Here is a 16,931-nt window from a genome sequence, read left to right as displayed (position 1 = left end):
CATGAAAAAAACAGTGAATCTGCGCCTGACGGCAGAACATCCCATTATGAAAAACCATCTTGTTCACGGAGAATCTGTCATGCCCGGTCTGGCCTATATTGATATGCTGTATCAGCTGGCAAAGCAAAGCCTTGATCTTTCATTCCGTTCCATCTGTCTGAAACGGGTGACCATTTATCATCCTTTATCAGTGAAACGGTCAGAGCGGCTTGATGTGAGTGTCATATTCAGTAAAGAAAAGGAGTTCTGGACAGCCTCGATTTGCGGGGCGGATTCCGGGACGGTTTTCTTATCAGCGGAGGTGCATGAAGGAGTCTTCTCATCAGATAAGCGCCTTGACGCGGAAGAGAAAAAACAAGTTGCGCTTCCATCAGTCTCCTTGCATACGGTTTACGAAGACGCGAGAAGCCGCGGACTGTCGCATGACGGGCTGATGAAGCCGGAGGGAGAGATCTATGCAAATGAAGAGGAATGTTTCCTTGATATTCGGCAGTCTGATTCATGCCAGGAAAATCTCCCCGGCGCTCTCTTTCATCCCGCGCTGATGGACGGTGCCGCCATGGCCTCCGGCGTATTGCAGACAGCTGCAGGCACCGGTTTGTTTTTACCGATTTATTATGATTCGTTTATTGCCGCTGAAACCGTTACGGAGCGCTGTTACGCGGTGATTTCGAAAAAGTCCGGCACGCCTTCTGAAATGGTGAAAATGGATATTGACTTTTACAACCTCAGCGGTGCGCATATTGCTTCACTGCTCGGCCTGACAGCCAAAAAGGTGCGGACAGACCGGCAGCTGATACCAGGCGTTCAGCAGATGGAGGAAACCTTATACCGCATTTTCTCAACATACGTAGGCCGTCCTGTCACAAGAAATGATGCGCACACCGTGTTTTTTGAATTAGGTCTTGAATCGTCACAGCTTCTGGCCATTATTAAAGACATCGAAGGTGCGTTTGATCTGCGGATGAATCCGACTCTTTTATTTGAATGCAGCAGCATATCCGAACTGCTTGAAGACATAAAAACAAAAGGAACAGATGAATCTCCCGGCCTTGTCGCGGATGCAGCACCGGTCTCTGAAACGCAATCAGGCAGTCAGACATTTACTTTCTATGAACATGAAGCATTCCTTCAGGATCATCTGGTTTTCGGCAAACCGGCACTGATGGGTGTAACGTATCCGTGTCTTGTGCTTGAAGCATCCGGAGCGTCTCATCCCGGCACGTATCCCGCCGGGCTGAAAGATATCCGCTTTACGGGCGGGCCCGTCACGCTGGAGCCGGGAGAGGCCGCACAGATTGACATTTCATTTTCGGCAGAAAAGAGTGCCGAACGCTTTACCGCAAGCTGCACTGTTTCCGGTAAAGAAAGCCGGAAGACATGTGCCGAAGGAGAAATAAGCAGAGGTATAGAGGCACCCGTAAAAAAATCATATGACGTTGAACAAATGAAGGCACATGCACAAAAGGTGGCGCCGGATGTTATTTCCCGTCTGTACGATTCGGTTGCCGACTTCACGATAGGCCCGATGCTGAAAACGGTAACGGCGGGATACAAAATGAGTGAGAGCTCCTTTTTATTGCAGCTGGACCTATCAGGAAAAAAAGAAAAAGGCGATCTGCATCACTTTGCATTTGACCCGCTTATATTGAATTCTTGTTATATGTCGCTCGGTGAAGAAGAGTTGCAGCTGAAAAAGCGGATTCACGTTCCGCTCATGATTGAGAGGCTGACGCTTTACGGACCTGTCATGTCTGATACCGTCTATGTGGTGAATACAATCAAACATAAAAAAGACGGGTTTCTCTCATTTGATGCCGCAGTCCTCAGTCATACCGGGGAACAGCTGGCGGAATTGAAAAACGCGTCTGTGAAAGAAGTGCTTCAGCCAAATCGGCTTGAAAATGCGTCTTTTGCCCCGTCCGGGAATCAAAGCCGTCAGAAAACGAAAGGAAACCCGCTGGATATTGCCATTGTCGGGGTTTCCGGCAAGTATCCGCAGGCCGATGATATCGATGCGTTTTGGGATAATCTCAAACAAGGAAAGGATTGTATTACCGAAATTCCGAAAAACCGCTGGAAATGGGAACATTACTTTTCCGAGGACCGGACGGCGCCGGGAGCGATCTACAGCAAATGGGGCGGATTCATTGACGGGATCGCCGATTTTGATCCTGAGTTCTTTAAGATTTCCCCCCGTGAAGCGGAACACCTTGATCCTCAGGAACGGCTGTTTTTGATGCATGCGTGGATGGCCATGGAGGATGCGGGATATACGAGGACATCACCTGAACTGGGCCGTCAGGTAGGTGTGTATGCCGGAGTCATGTATCAGGAATATCCGTTATTCGCGGCTGAAGCGGGAGTGAAAGGACGGCATATCGGGCTCCCCGGCGGGATTTCATCCATTGCTAACCGTGTCTCCTATTTTTGCGATTTTCAAGGGCCGAGCATTTCGGTCGATACGATGTGTTCGGGTTCGCTGACTTCATTGTACATGGCGTGCCGGGATCTGCGGGATCATCGGGTTCGCGCGGCGCTTGCCGGCGGAGTGAATCTCACCGTTCATCCTAACAAGTACTTCATGCTGAGCCAGGGGCAGTTCATCTCATCTAAAGGACACTGCGGGAGTTTCGGCGCCGGGGGTGACGGCTATATTCCGGCAGAAGGTGTCGGGGTGCTGCTTCTTAAACGTTTAGAAGACGCCGTACAAGACGGAGATCGGATTTACGGCGTCATTAAAGGAGCTGCCATTAATCACGGCGGGAGAGCGAGCGGTTACACCGTACCGAACCCCAAGGCGCAAAGCGAAGTCATTTCTCAAGCTTTACAGGAGGCGGGGGTATCCCCGGGCCAGATCAGCTATGTGGAAGCGCACGGGACAGGGACGAAATTAGGCGATCCGATTGAAATCCGGGCTTTAACCGATGCATTCGGTGATGTTCCTGAAACATGTCTCATCGGGTCTGTCAAATCAAATATCGGACATGGGGAATCGGCAGCAGGCATCGCCGCTGTCACAAAAGTGCTGCTGCAGATGAAGCACAAACAAATCGCCCCATCTTTGCATGCGGATGTTTTAAATCCGAATATCCAATTTGACGAAGGGCCGTTTTCCGTCTGCCGGGAATTAACAGATTGGAAACGGATTGCAGCAGACGGAGCAGAACAGCCGCTCAGGGCGGGGATCAGCAGCTTTGGTGCGGGCGGTTCTAACGCGCATATCATTATTGAAGAATATGAGGCTCCTGTAAAACAAGCAATCAGCAGCCAAGAGCCGGCTGTCATTCTGCTGTCTGCGAAAAATGGGGAGCGTCTGACAGAATATGCGGAGCGCCTTCTTGCTTTTCTTCAAAAGAAGCATACGGATAAGCCGGACTTATTTGATGTCGCATACACTTTACAAGCGGGGCGGGAAGCGATGGATGAGCGGCTGGCTTTCATTGCGGACTCCCTTAAGGAGCTGGAGGACAAGCTCAGATCGTACTTGGAAAATGAAAACGCACCGCATCTTTACAGGGGGCGGGCGAAGCGAAATCATGAGACAGTGGCTGTGTTTGAATCTGATGAAGATTTGCAGGAAGCCATGGGCAAATGGCTGAAAAAGAGAAAGTACGGTCATTTGCTGAACATGTGGGTGCAGGGAGTCGATGTGGACTGGAACTTGTTATATTCGGGACAAAAACCCCGGAGAATCAGCCTTCCCGCCTATCCGTTTGCAAAGGTCAGATGCTGGATTCAAGATGAAGCCGAGGCGGTTTCAAAACGGGATGACGGCAAAACGGTGATCCATCCGCTGCTTCATGAAAACACATCCGATCTGTGGGAGCTGAAATTCACTTCTGTTTTTACCGGACGGGAATTCTTTTTCACTGACCACACAGTCAATGGGGAGAAGGTGCTCCCGGGAGCCGCCGTGATCGAAATGGCCAGGGCGGCCGTTGAGCGTGCCGCATACGCTGTGCCGGACGGACGTAAAGGACTGTATTTGAAAGATCTCATATGGATGAGGACTGTTGTTCATAAGGGGACGGATGTAGAAGTCCATATCAGCCTTATCCTTAAGGAAAATGAAGACATTGAATTTACGATTTACAGCCTATCGGAAGAACCCGGGGGAGAACGGATTATATACAGTAAAGGCACCGCGGTATCAGGAGAGATAGCAGCGGTTCCGTCAGTTCACTTAGAGGGCTGGCTGTCCGGGTGCAGCCAATCGGTTATGACGTCTGATGAGGTTTATCAGGCTTTCCGGCATGCGGGTATGATATACGGGCCGAGCCATCAAGGAATTGATCAGCTGATGATCGGAGAGAGGGGCGCTGCAGCCCGGCTGTCGCTGCCAGAAACGGCAGACAGTACCGCCGATCAGTTTGTCATCCACCCGAGTCTTCTAGATGCCGCGTTTCAGGCGTCACTGGGTGCCGGTTCAGATACTGCCGGAGACACTCCGATGCTGCCGTTTTCCCTGAGGCAGGCAGAAATATTTCAGCCGACTCAGAAAACGATGTGGGCGCTTGTCCGCAAACAGAGCGATCGGTCAGATAACGGAGCGCTGACGCTGGATATTGATTTATGTGATGAAAACGGCGCTGTTTGTATGAGATTGACAGGCTTCTCCTGCCGGGCTGTCCGGCAGACAAACCAAACCGAAAGCAAGCGGCAGGAAGTTCAGACAGCGATGCTTGCCCCTGTTTGGGACAAAACTTTCTTTTCCATAGAAGAAAATCAAGCGGTTGATCAGGAACAATTGCTGATCATCGGAAAGCCGGGAAATACCATAAAAGCCGCGGCAAAAATGTGGCCCCGCGCCCATCTGGCGGAGACGCCGGATCATTCAAGCGAGCAAACATTACGTGAATTGACAGCCGGGTATCAGGATATCCGCCATTTCTTATGGATTGCGCCGGATCGTTTCGCACCCGCATCCGTCAGTCAGGAAATGCTTGATGAGCAGGAGAATGGGGTGATTCAATGTTTCCGTTTCATCAAAGCGCTGCTGTCACTCGGGTATGGAAACCGAAACATCAGCTTTACGGCGGTCACCCGGCAGACACAGTCCGTGTATCCGGGTGATCTGCCGCAGCCTGAGCATGCGGGCGTACACGGGTTGATCGGTTCATTGGCAAAAGAATATCCGAACTGGGACATCAGGCTGATTGATGCAGAAGAAGGCAGTGATTCGGCTGAAATGAAAAACATCTGGCGCCTTCCTCCAGATCCGGACGGAAATGCTGCCGCGTACCGTAACGGAGCTTGGCACAAGCAAAAAACAGTCCGGGTGCTGACAAGTTCCGCTCCGCGTATGTCGTACAGAGAAGGCGGCGTTTATGCTGTCATCGGCGGAGCGGGCGGCATCGGAGAAGCATGGAGCAAATACATGATCACCCGTTACAAGGCACGGATGATATGGATCGGCAGGCGGCCGAAGGATCAGGAGATTCAGAGCAAAATAGACAGGCTGGCGCTATCAGGCCCCGCGCCGCAATATATACAGGCTGATGCTCAAGATGCCGCAGCGCTTAAGGCTGCCGTCCGTTCCGTAAGAGAGCAATACGGCAATATAACGGGAGTCATCCATTCCGCGATAACGCTTGCCGACAAAAGTATGGCGAATATGGATGAAGCTTCTTTCAGAAACGCTTTTTCAGCTAAGGTGAATACGAGCGTCCGAATGATCGAAGCTTTTAAGGGAGAACCGCTTGATTTTGTGCTGTTTTTCTCATCCGTTAATTCTTTCACAAAAAATGCCGGGCAAAGCAACTATGCGGCAGGGTGTACATTTCAAGACGCCTTTGCCCGCCATATCGCTTCTTTGCTTGATTGTGAAGTGAAAGTCATGAATTGGGGATATTGGGGCAGTCTGGGCGTTGTATCAGACCCGTCTTACAGAAAACGGATGGAGGCGTCAGGGATCGGTTCTATTGAACCCGATGAAGCAATGGAGGCGCTGGAAGTCTTACTATCAGAACCGTTCAGCCAAGCGGCATTCATTAAAGCTGCTCCGCACGGCTTAGCCGCGCTGACGGATCAAGATGCAATATCGGTTGTATCCGGCCCGAAGCCTTCATTTATGGAAAGCGTCAAGCGGCAAAATCCGGATCGGAATGAACGGCTTGAGACTTTAAAACGAGAAATGGAGTTGCGCATATGAACAGCCTTCTTTGCAAACTGCTCTTTTACCAATTACAGTCAATCGGGTTTTTCAGCGAGCCTGTCACCACAGCTTCAGCATCCATGCGGAGCGCCGGCGTGATCGGCACATACGGCAGATGGCTGGAAGAAAGCCTGAATCTATTAAAAGAAAACGGGTATATCACGTATGACGGATACACGGTCACTCTCCTCACGGATCAGCGCCCGGACGGCCGCACAGTCTGGAATGAGTGGAATGCCCATAAACGCCTGCTTCCCAATGGGGAGCTTGCGCAAGCTGAATTGGCCGAGGCGACGATAAAAGCGATGCCTTCCATTTTAAAAGGGGAACGTCCGGCTACGGATATCGTATTTCCCGATTCATCAATGCGGCTCGTTGAAGGTGTTTATAAGCATAATCCCGTTGCGGATTATTTTAATGAAGTGTTGGCAGATTCCGCGGCCGCTTACCTGAAAGCTTATCTTACAGAACACCCCGATGCCCGCATCAGGCTGATAGAAGTAGGGGCCGGGACGGGCGGAACGAGCGCCATGCTGTTTACAAAACTGAAACCATTCGCAAAACAGATTGCGGAATATTGTTATACGGACGTTTCTAAAGCTTTTTTAATGCATGCCGAACAGGAATACGGACCTGATGTGCCGTATTTGACAACAGCCTTGTTTAATGCGGAGGAGCCTTGCGAATCACAAAATATCAAAACGGGTGTTTACGATATTGTCATCGCCGCCAATGTGCTTCACGCCACAAAAAATATCGGTTTGACACTGCGCCGTCTGAAAGCGCTCCTGAAATACAACGGGATGATTTTGATAAACGAAATCAGCGATCGTTCTGTTTTTACCCATTTAACCTTCGGGCTGCTTGACGGCTGGTGGTCCTATGAGGATGCTGAGCTTCGGATTCCGGGAAGTCCCGGCTTATATCCAAAATCGTGGGAGTGTGTGCTGCATTCGGAAGGATACAGAGCGGTTTGTTTCCCTGCTGAAACGGCTCATGATTTAGGTCAGCAGATTATCGCAGCTGAGAGTGACGGACTCGTCCGGATGCAAGGGATCAGAGACGGCAGAAAGCCATACGCCGCCCCGGCCGAAGTTTTCCGAAAGCCCGCACAGCCTGTTTCCCGCAGCCGCGCGCCAGAGGAGCATCAAGCTGTTAAGGCTGATGGGGAATCGGTCGCTTCCCATGTCCGCTCTGTCATCAAAACAAGTATTGCCGATGTATTAAAAATGAAAGAAGAGGATATTCAGGAAGAACTGAATTTCTCTGAATACGGCATTGATTCCATTTTGGCCGTCAATGTGATTAACGAGATTAATAAGCGTTTGAATCTTACACTGCAGACAACGATTTTATTTGATTACTATCATGTGAAACTGCTGACCGGTTATATCTCGGCAGAATACGAAACCATCATAGCCTCGTCTCTGGAGACCGAAAGAGCGAAAATCCGCCCGGCGCTTCAGGAAGAATGGCCTAATGAAAAACCTTTGCAGACGGAAAGAAAGGAAAACGGTTATCAGAAACCGAAACAAGAACGTATGCCGCCTTCTTTCGCAAAGTCCGATGACTCGGGAATATTCCGGGTTGTGATTGACCGTCCGGGCGGCATTGAAGATCTGACGATTGCCCGCAGTGAAGTGCCCGAGATAAAAGATGACGAAGTTCAAATAGCCGTCCGCGCCTTTTCTTTAAACTTCGGAGACTTGCTTTGTGTCAGAGGGCTGTATCCGACGATGCCGCCTTATCCGTTCACTCCGGGATTCGAAGCAAGCGGCGTCGTGATCAAGACAGGGAGGCATGTAACATCCGTCATTCCGGGTGATGAAGTGATTGTCGGCATGGGAGAGGAATTTGGCTCTCAGGCGAATCTCATCACATGTAAAGAACATCAAGTCTATCATAAACCGGCCCGGCTGACCTTTGAAGAAGCATGCGCTCTTCCTACCGTGGCGGTGACAATGATAGACGCCTTCCGGAAAGCCGGACTTAAAAAAGGCGAAAAAATATTAATTCAGACCGCGACGGGAGGAACGGGGCTGATCGCGGTGCAAATGGCCCGGCATATCGGCGCGGAAATATATGCAACGGCCGGATCACAGAAAAAAATTGAGTATCTGCATTCGCTCGGGATCCACAATACCATTTGCTATTTAGAAGAAGATTTTGAAACGGAAATCATGCGAATGACCGGCGGCCGTGGAGTGGATGTTGTCATTAATACCCTGGCCGGTGATGCCATGCAAAAAGGAATGAATTGCCTGGCGCCGGGCGGAAGATATATCGAAATTGCCATGACTGCGCTGAAATCCGCTAAATCAGTCGACTTGTCCGTCCTTCATAACAATCAATCGTTTCACAGCGTGGATTTGCGGAAGCTGTCCCTTCAAAATCCGGATCGGGTCAAGGACTATCAATTGGAACTGCAGCGGCTGGCGGAAGAGGGAGTCATTCAGCCTGTCATCTCAAAAATCTTTTCCTTTGAAGACATAAAAGAAGCGTATCACTGTCTGGATGACCGCGGAAATATCGGGAAAATCGTCATCAGCGTTTCTGAGCCGTATCAAATGACGTACCGCCCCGAACAAAAGGATCCGGCCGATACAGTAAAATCAGCAGCTGTGTTACCTGAAAAAGAACCGATCGCGATTATCGGGATGAGCGGGCGGTTTGCTGAATCGGAGAATGTCCATGAGTTTTGGGAACACTTAGCCGCCGGACGGGATCTGATTAAAAAAGCAGACAGATGGGATGTCTCTGACAGCCAATGCCAGTATGGCAGTTTTATAGAGGACATTGAATGTTTTGACCCCGTTTTCTTTCATATATCGGGACGTGAAGCGACCTATATGGACCCTCAGCAGCGGCTGTTTTTGGAAGAATCATGGAAAGCGCTTGAAGATGCGGGATATGCGGGAGACTCGGTAAGAGGCCGGGAATGCGGCGTGTATGCCGGCTCCTGCGGCGGAGATTACCAGGCCATTTTTAAACAGCAGGGGCCCGCGCAGGCGTTTTGGGGCAATCATAATTCCGTCACTCCGGCAAGGATCGCCTATCACCTTAATTTACAAGGTCCGGCGATCACTGTTGATACAGCATGTTCCAGTTCGCTGACAGCCATTCATTTGGCATGTCAGGGGCTTTGGACGAAAGAAACGGAAATGGCGGTGGCGGGCGGGGTTTTCATTCAATCCACTCCCGCTTTTTATCAGTCGTCAAATAAGGCGAATATGCTGTCACCGACCGGACGCTGCCATACGTTTGATCAAAGCGCGGACGGGTTCGTGCCTGGTGAAGGCGTGGGAGCGGTGGTGCTGAAACGTCTTAGCGATGCCGTTAGTGACGGAGATCATGTGTACGGCGTCATAAAAGGCTCTGCAATGAATCAGGACGGCGCTACAAACGGAATCACCGCTCCAAGCGCGCTATCTCAAGAACGATTGGAACGGCATGTCTATGACACTTTTCACATTGATCCGGAAACCATTCAAATGGTGGAAGCTCACGGAACGGGCACTGCACTGGGCGACCCGATCGAATTCGGCGCCTTAACGCGCGCTTTCCGCCGCTATACGGATAAAAAAGGATATTGCGCCATCGGCTCTGTGAAAACCAATCTCGGGCATGCCGCTGCGGCCGCGGGGATGGCCGGACTGTTTAAAATCCTGCTGTCGCTGAAGCATCGGCAGATTCCGGCTTCCCTGCATTTTCACCAAGCCAATCAGCATATTCAATTTGCGGACAGCCCGTTTTTTGTGAATGACAAGCTGATACCGTGGGAACGGAACCCGGATGCACCGCGCAGAGCCGCCATCAGTTCATTCGGATTCAGCGGAACAAATGCCCATCTTGTGATTGAAGAGGCGCCGCAAACCGTGCGCCGGTCACCGGCAAAACCGGCCTGCCTCATTCCTTTATCTGCGCGGACGGAGCGTCAGCTGGAAATTCAGGCAGAACGCCTGCTGGATTCACTCAGCAAGAACAAAGACAGCGATCTGGGAAATATAAGTTATACGCTCCTGCTCGGCAGAAAGCATTTACATCACCGGTTTGCCTGTATCGTAAGCAGTGCGGACGAACTGAAGCGGGTATTATCGGAGTGGCTTGTAAAAAGAGAGCTTCCGGGTGTGTTTGTGTCCAATTTGAAGGATCAGAAGCCGGCAGAAGAAGCCGGAATGAAAACATTCGGAATGGAATGCATTGAACAGTGCCGCTCGGCGTCTTCGCCAGCACAGTACAGAGAAAGCCTGGCACATATCGCTGACCTTTTTTGCAGAGGGTATGATCTTCCTTTTACACGGCTTTTTGACGGAGGGCAATATTATAAAACGCCGCTGCCTGCCTACCCGTTTTTAAAAGAAAGGTATTGGGCGGCTGATGTAAACAGTTCTTTACCAGGCCAGGCCATGAAAAAGTCTGAAACGCAAACCGTTCTCCCGTCTTCGCCGCAGCCTGAACATGAAGGGCTGATTTCTCTGAGTCCTTTAACTGAGATCGAAATGACAGCGTTTGAACCGGAGACATTGCAAAAACCGATCGTGTTACAGCCTTTGGATGGTACTGTTTCTGTCCGGCATCCAGAAAAAGCCGTTTTCGAAGACAATAGAACATTGCTTGAAGAATTGAGGATAAGCCTGGCAGATATTTTATTTTTGTCACCGGAAGATATTGACGCTGATGAGCCTTTCATCGACATGGGACTTGACTCCATTATCGGGGTTGAATGGATACAAACAGTAAATAAAACGCACCACACTGAGATTACTGCCAATAAGGTGTATGAACACCCGACGCTTAAGGAGCTTGCGGAATATATAGCGGGGCAAATAAAGAAGCCCGAGTATGCTGAAGCGGAGGAAACAGCGGTACGTCCGCAAATCCCGGAAGCAGAAACGCCCCTTGCCGGCATCTCTGACGGCACTTTGCGCAAAGAGCTCAAAGAAAGCCTTGCGGACATCCTGTTTCTGAAGCCGGAAGATATTGATGAGCATGAAGCATTCATTGAGATGGGGCTGGATTCTATTATCGGTGTGGAATGGGTTCAGTCCATTAATAAAACCTATCAAGCGTCTATTACGGCAAATCTGGTCTATGAATATCCGACAATCGCAACATTAGCCGGGTATCTGACCGGTTCTGTCCAAAAAGACACCGAGGAAGTACATGAGGAACATACGAAACAAAACGATATATCAGAAGAGACAGATGATCAAGAACCGCCCGAACTGATCTGTCTTAACCCGGGGGGAAAGGGAAGACCGATTTTCTGGTTTCATTCCGCGCTGGGGGCAGTGGAGCTGTACCAGCCTGTTGCCGAACGGACCGGGCGTCCTTTTTACGGAATTCAGGCAAGAGGATGGATGACAGACCGGGAACCGATCCGCGGCATTAAAAACATGGCGGAATATTACGTTAGGCTCATACGTACCGTGCAGCCCCGGGGTCCTTACGATGTAGGCGGCTATTCATTAGGGGGCATGCTCGCTTATGAAGTCACCCGGCAATTGCAGCTGGCTGGAGAAATCGTTGAGTCAATCGTCATGCTTGACTCCTTTGACTCGGCGGGTGCGCGGGAAATAAACATTCCTGATGAATTATTTGATAAAAATATGATGCTGCAGACGGTGAACATGGCTTTATTTGCACCAATCTATCAACATCCGGAACGCATTTCTGAAACCTTGATTCATCGTGATGAACTGAATGCCGATCTTCATGAAGACATATTTTTAGAGCAATTAATCGCAAAAGCCAAACAGCGGGGGTTAACGAAGACGGACGCGTTGGTGAAAAATCTGATCAGGCAGAATATAAATGTTCAGGACGCTTACGAAATCACTGATTACGAACTCCTGCCGCTTCCGGACCCGAACGGGGTGACATGCTATTATTTCCGAAATAAAAACGGAATTTTCTTGGGTGAGCTTGATCCGTATTTTACGATCAGGGCTGATATTTTATCCGCTGATTTCGTCAACTATTGGAGCCAGTGGGAAGAGCATATGACAAACATCGCCATCATGGATGTGGCGGTATCCAACCATATGACGTTATTGGCTGAAGACAGCGCAGCGGAAACGATTTCTGAATTTTGCGGCGTTTTATATTCGGCAGACGGAATGACAGAACACAGCTTTCTGCAGCTGCAGGAAAAGATCATGAACGTGCATGGTGAGATGCTGAAGCAGCCCGCCAAAACAAGACCGTAAATTCACATATCCGCCCGCCGGGTTTACTCGTAAGCTTCGGCGGGTCATTTCAAATCTTGATCACATCTTGGAGGAATGAAAATGACCAGTTTAACAAAAATCAGACAGCAGCAGCCGTACAAGTGGTACCAAACGATGAGAGAAACCTCTCCCGTTCATTACAATGAAAAGGAAGATTGCTGGGAAATCTTCACCTATGATGAAGTGAAGCGGGTGATTTCTGACTACAGTCATTTTTCTTCCGATCATAAATACTTAAGTGCGGACAAACAGGAAAAAATGATCCGGCATATTAACAAAGACAGCCTTTTGAAAATGGACCCGCCTGAACACACCGTCTTCAGAAAATTGGTCAATCAGCCGTTCATGCCGAAATCGGTTGAGTCTCTTGCACCGCGTATAGCCGCTATCGCTGATGACCTGCTTCAGGCCGTCCGTTCAAAAGGCAGGATGGACATTATTGAAGATTACGCATTTCCGCTTCCGATTATCGTGATCGCAGAGCTTTTAGGATTCCCTCCGAAAGACAGGGATATCTTTAAAAGCTGGGTCGACCAAAGCCAGAATGTAAAAGATGAAAAGAAAATGAATGAAGTGCAAAAGCAGATGATCGGATACTTCATGCAGTTTATTTTACAGCGGGGAAAACAGCCGCAAAATGATTTAATCAGCCATTTAATTGCAGCTGATTTAGACGGAGAGCCGCTGTCAGACAAGCAATTAATCGGTTTTTGCGGCTTGTTGATCGTCGCGGGGCACGTAACGACGGAAAATGTGATCGGAAATTCATTTCTCAGTCTCAAGGAGTTCCCGGACATTCTGCCCCGGCTGCTTGAAAATAAGGCGCTCCTTCCTGACTTTATTGAGGAAGTCATCCGCCTCAGACCTTCCATTCAGCGGGTAACCCGCTACACCGCGGTTGAGAGCGAGATTGGCGGAAAAACGATTCCGGCCGGAGAAAAAGTGTATGCGTGGATTGGATCGGCGAACAGAGATGAAAAGAAGTTTGAAAATGCCGATCAGATTGACTTGGGACGAAAGCCGAATCAGCATCTGTCATTCGGTCAGGGCAGCCATTATTGTTTAGGAGCGCCGCTGGCCCGGCTTGAAGCGAAAATCGCGCTTTCCCACTTTTTTGAACAGATGCCCGCATGGCGTTTTACTGAGGATCAAGAGCCGAATCTGGTTCCGAGCCCTGTATTTCACGGCGTTGACAGGCTGCTTGTTGAGTTTTGAACGAAAAAATAAAAGAGGCTTCCACAGGAAGCCTCTTTACTCTGGGGGCTTGGAGAAATGAATGTAGGAATCGAAGCAATGAACGTGTTTGGCGGAACCGCGTATGTAGACGTCATGGAGCTTGCGGAACATCGGAACCTGGATAAAAAAAGGTTTGAGAACCTGCTGATGAAAGAAAAAGTGGTGGCGCTTCCGTTTGAAGATCCGATTACGTTCGCCGTAAATGCCGCAAAACCGATTATCGACTCTCTGTCAGAAGAGGAACGGAATCAGATTGAAATGGTCATTACCTGTACGGAATCCGGGATTGATTTTGGCAAATCCATCAGTACATACGTCCATGATTATTTGCAGCTGAAGCGGAATTGCCGGTTATTTGAGGTGAAACAGGCTTGCTATTCTTTAACGGCCGGGTTTCAAATGGGCGTGAATTTCATCTTATCGCAAACATCGCCGGGAGCGAAAGCGCTCATCATCGGAACGGATATTTCCCGCTTTTTAGTGGCTGAAGGCGGTGACGCGTTGACGGAGGAATGGTCCTATGCCGAACCGAGTGCGGGGGCGGGAGCTGTGGCGCTTTTAGTCAGCAGCACCCCTCATGTCTTTTTGCTTGATCAAGGCGCAAGCGGGTATTACGGGTATGAAGTCATGGATACCTGCCGCCCGATTCCGGATAGTGAAGCGGGGGATGCTGATCTGTCGCTCATGTCTTATTTGGACTGCTGTGAAAAATCATTTCAGGAATACCGAAAGCGTGTGAGCGGGGCGGATTATAAGAATACATTTCAATACCTTTCTTTTCATACTCCGTTTGGCGGAATGGTAAAAGGAGCGCATCGGACGATGATGAGAAAATTGGAAAAGGCTAAGCCGCAAGACATTGAAGCGGATTTTCAGCAACGCGTGCTGCCTGGGATTCAATACTGTCAGCGCGTCGGCAACATCATGGGGGCCACCGTATTTTTATCTCTTGCCAGCACGATTGATAACGGCTCTTTTGAAACGCCGAAACGCGTGGGCTGTTTTTCATACGGTTCGGGCTGCTGCTCTGAATTTTACAGCGGTGTCGTTATGCCGCAAAGCCGGACGCGGCAGAATCAATTTCAGATCAGCCGGCATTTGGATGAACGCGTCCGTTTATCGATGGCTGATTATGACCGGCTGCTGCAAGACAGCGGCATCGTAAAATTCGGCACAAGAAATGCCGCGCCCGCTGCAGACATCCCGAATGCGCATCAAGGAAAAACGCGATTGGTGCTGACTGAAATAAAAGAGTTTCACAGAAAGTATGAATGGACGACCTAGTATCAGAAACACTCAGAGTCGGAAAGGCTTGAGTATTTTTAAAGAAACGGAGAATAAACATGAATCCAATGATTGATGTACAGGAAACAGAACCGGGCATTGTGCAGGTCACAATGCAGGATACGGCCGGGAAAAACGGGCTGTCAGAAGAGTTTGTCAGAGAGCTGCACCGGGTATTCCAAGACATCAATGCCCATTCGTCCTATAAAACCGTCCTTCTGACGGGTTACGGAAATTATTTCTGCACGGGAGGAACGCAGGAGGGGCTTTTGACCATTCAGAGCGGAAAGCTCCAATTTACAGATTTAAAGCTTCACAGTCTTTTATTGGATTGCAGGATTCCCGTGATTTCCGTCATGCAGGGGCATGCGATCGGAGCCGGCTTTACGATCGGTCTGAGCTCGGATTTCGTGATTTTAAGCAGGGAGAGTTTTTATTCTTGTAATTATATGAAGTACGGATTTACACCGGGAATGGGCGCGACGTATATTGTGCCTGAAAAACTGGGAATTGTCCTCGGGGAAGAAATGCTGTTTACGGCCGCGAATTTCAGCGGCGCCGCTCTGGAAAAACGGGGAGTTCCGTTTGAAGTGCTGCCGAAAAAAGACGTCCTTCAAAGAGGCCGCGAATTGGCCCGGCTGCTGGCGGATAAACCGAGAGCCTCACTGGTTGCGCTGAAAACCAATGTGACCGCACGGATCAAAAGAGAGCTGACAAAAGCGGTTGAGGAAGAGGTGAACATGCACGAAGCCACATTCCATCTTCCTGAAGTAAAAGAGAGAATCAGCCGCTTATACGGCAGTTAAACAGAATGAAAAAAGCATGGGAAGCCCCATGCTTTATCACTGGTCCGTCTTTTGCAGAACGGAGCCTGCGAATTGTTCTTTAATTTCGGCGCTCCGGGCTGCGGTTTCTGCGATGCAGTGCATGATGGCTTCTTCAAAGCGGCGCTCGTCTAATGCGCGAAGGCCTGCTTCAGTCGTGCCGCCCGGGCTTGTGATTTCCTTGCGCAGGCGTTCAGGCCGTTTGCTGCTTGTTCTGAGCATTTCCGTCGCCCCGGCCATGGTTTGTAAAATCAGCTCTTTTGCCGTTTCTTCCGGCAGGCCGGCTTGAAAGGCGGCTTTTTCCATTGCTTCGACATACCGATACACATAGGCGGGACCGCTTCCGGCAATGGCTGTGACGGCATCAAGGTGTTTTTCTTCAAAGCGCGTCGCTTCTCCGATTGTTTCCAGAAGCTCTTTTGCCGTCCGGATTTCAGCTTCACTCGCCTCGGAGCTTGCGGAAAAACCGGTCGCCGATTGCTGAATGGCCGCGGATGTATTCGGCATCGCCCGGATGATGGTGAGCTTTCTGCCGAAATATTGCTGAATCGTGTGAATCGTCAGCCCTGCGATGACAGAAATCACAAGCTGATCTTTCACGTATTCGCGAATGTTCTCAATGCTTTCTGCCGCATCTTTCGGTTTAAAGGCGAGAACGATAATGTCGGTATTGCTGAAAAACTCTTCTTTATCCCGGCACGGTTTCACTCCGTACGTTTTTTGGAGCTCTTCAAGCCGGCTGTCATTTGAGCGGTTTGTCATATATATATGTCCGGGGGCTGTCATTCCGCTTAGCAGCAGTCCGTTCACCATTGCTTCCGCCATTGATCCGGCCCCGATAAAACCGATTTTCTTCATATAAATCCTCCTTCTTCTCAAAACACAAAAAAACCTTCCCGTCAAAAAGGACGAAAAGGTTTCGCGGTACCACCTTACATTAGCACGAATCAGCCGTGCTCAGCTCAAATCCCGTAACGAGGGGGTACGTTTAGGTTTTCCTAACCGCTCTGAGGGCAGGTTCTGTAAACAAGAGGGCCGCAATGTCTTTCAGCCGGGGACATTGCTCTCTGCTGCCGTTGTTTATATACTAGTTCCTCGTCATCGCGTTCCGTGTTTTCTAGTTTGTTGTTCATTATGCTATGCGCAAGAGCGGGATGTCAATCTTTTTTTCCGATATGCGGCAATAATGACACAGTGAAA

The 16,931-nt window shown here is 49.7% G+C and carries 6 protein-coding genes; 5 read left to right on the top strand and 1 reads right to left on the bottom strand.

Annotated features, from left to right (window positions below):
- Position 1 precedes the first annotated feature (1 nt).
- The 5 genes from NYE38_RS11620 (at position 2) to NYE38_RS11600 (ending at position 15,713) form a co-directional block, all read left to right on the top strand.
- A complete protein-coding gene (locus NYE38_RS11620) occupies positions 2-6,154 on the top strand; it encodes a type I polyketide synthase (RefSeq protein WP_340802505.1) in 6,153 nt (2,050 codons plus the stop codon).
- On the top strand, positions 6,151-12,366 hold the full coding sequence (locus NYE38_RS11615) for a beta-ketoacyl synthase N-terminal-like domain-containing protein (protein WP_065180574.1): 6,216 nt from the start codon (positions 6,151-6,153) through the stop codon (positions 12,364-12,366). Before NYE38_RS11620 ends, NYE38_RS11615 begins: the two co-directional genes overlap by 4 nt.
- Before the next feature lie 81 nt (positions 12,367-12,447).
- Entirely contained in the window at positions 12,448-13,602 is a 1,155-nt protein-coding gene (locus tag NYE38_RS11610) for a cytochrome P450 (protein WP_017418090.1), read from the top strand.
- Between the two features lie 57 nt (positions 13,603-13,659).
- Positions 13,660-14,907: a hydroxymethylglutaryl-CoA synthase family protein gene (locus NYE38_RS11605; protein WP_017418089.1), complete on the top strand. Its 1,248-nt coding sequence runs from the start codon at positions 13,660-13,662 to the stop codon at positions 14,905-14,907.
- Positions 14,908-14,966: 59 nt separating this feature from the next.
- A complete protein-coding gene (locus NYE38_RS11600) occupies positions 14,967-15,713 on the top strand; it encodes a polyketide synthase (protein WP_017418088.1) in 747 nt (248 codons plus the stop codon).
- Between the two features lie 36 nt (positions 15,714-15,749).
- Here NYE38_RS11600 and proC read toward each other — a convergent pair whose 3' ends face one another.
- Positions 15,750-16,589, bottom strand: a complete 840-nt coding sequence (gene proC, locus NYE38_RS11595; protein WP_017418087.1) for a pyrroline-5-carboxylate reductase — start codon at positions 16,587-16,589, stop codon at positions 15,750-15,752.
- Positions 16,590-16,931: the final 342 nt, after the last annotated feature.

It is taken from the genome of Bacillus sp. EU63, assembly GCF_038592915.1.
GTDB classification, from domain to species: domain Bacteria; phylum Bacillota; class Bacilli; order Bacillales; family Bacillaceae; genus Bacillus; species Bacillus velezensis.
Note: the sequence above shows the minus strand (reverse complement) of the source record. Positions and strands in the feature narration are given on the sequence as shown.

What these genes read in the sequence shown, in the direction of transcription:
- proC (WP_017418087.1), bottom strand. Translation starts at nt 16,589, where the DNA reads ATGAAGAAAATCGGTTTTATCGGGGCCGGATCAATGGCGGAAGCAATG.
- NYE38_RS11610 (WP_017418090.1), top strand. Translation starts at nt 12,448, where the DNA reads ATGACCAGTTTAACAAAAATCAGACAGCAGCAGCCGTACAAGTGGTAC.
- NYE38_RS11620 (WP_340802505.1), top strand. Translation starts at nt 2, where the DNA reads ATGAAAAAAACAGTGAATCTGCGCCTGACGGCAGAACATCCCATTATG.
- NYE38_RS11600 (WP_017418088.1), top strand. Translation starts at nt 14,967, where the DNA reads ATGAATCCAATGATTGATGTACAGGAAACAGAACCGGGCATTGTGCAG.
- NYE38_RS11615 (WP_065180574.1), top strand. Translation starts at nt 6,151, where the DNA reads ATGAACAGCCTTCTTTGCAAACTGCTCTTTTACCAATTACAGTCAATC.
- NYE38_RS11605 (WP_017418089.1), top strand. Translation starts at nt 13,660, where the DNA reads ATGAATGTAGGAATCGAAGCAATGAACGTGTTTGGCGGAACCGCGTAT.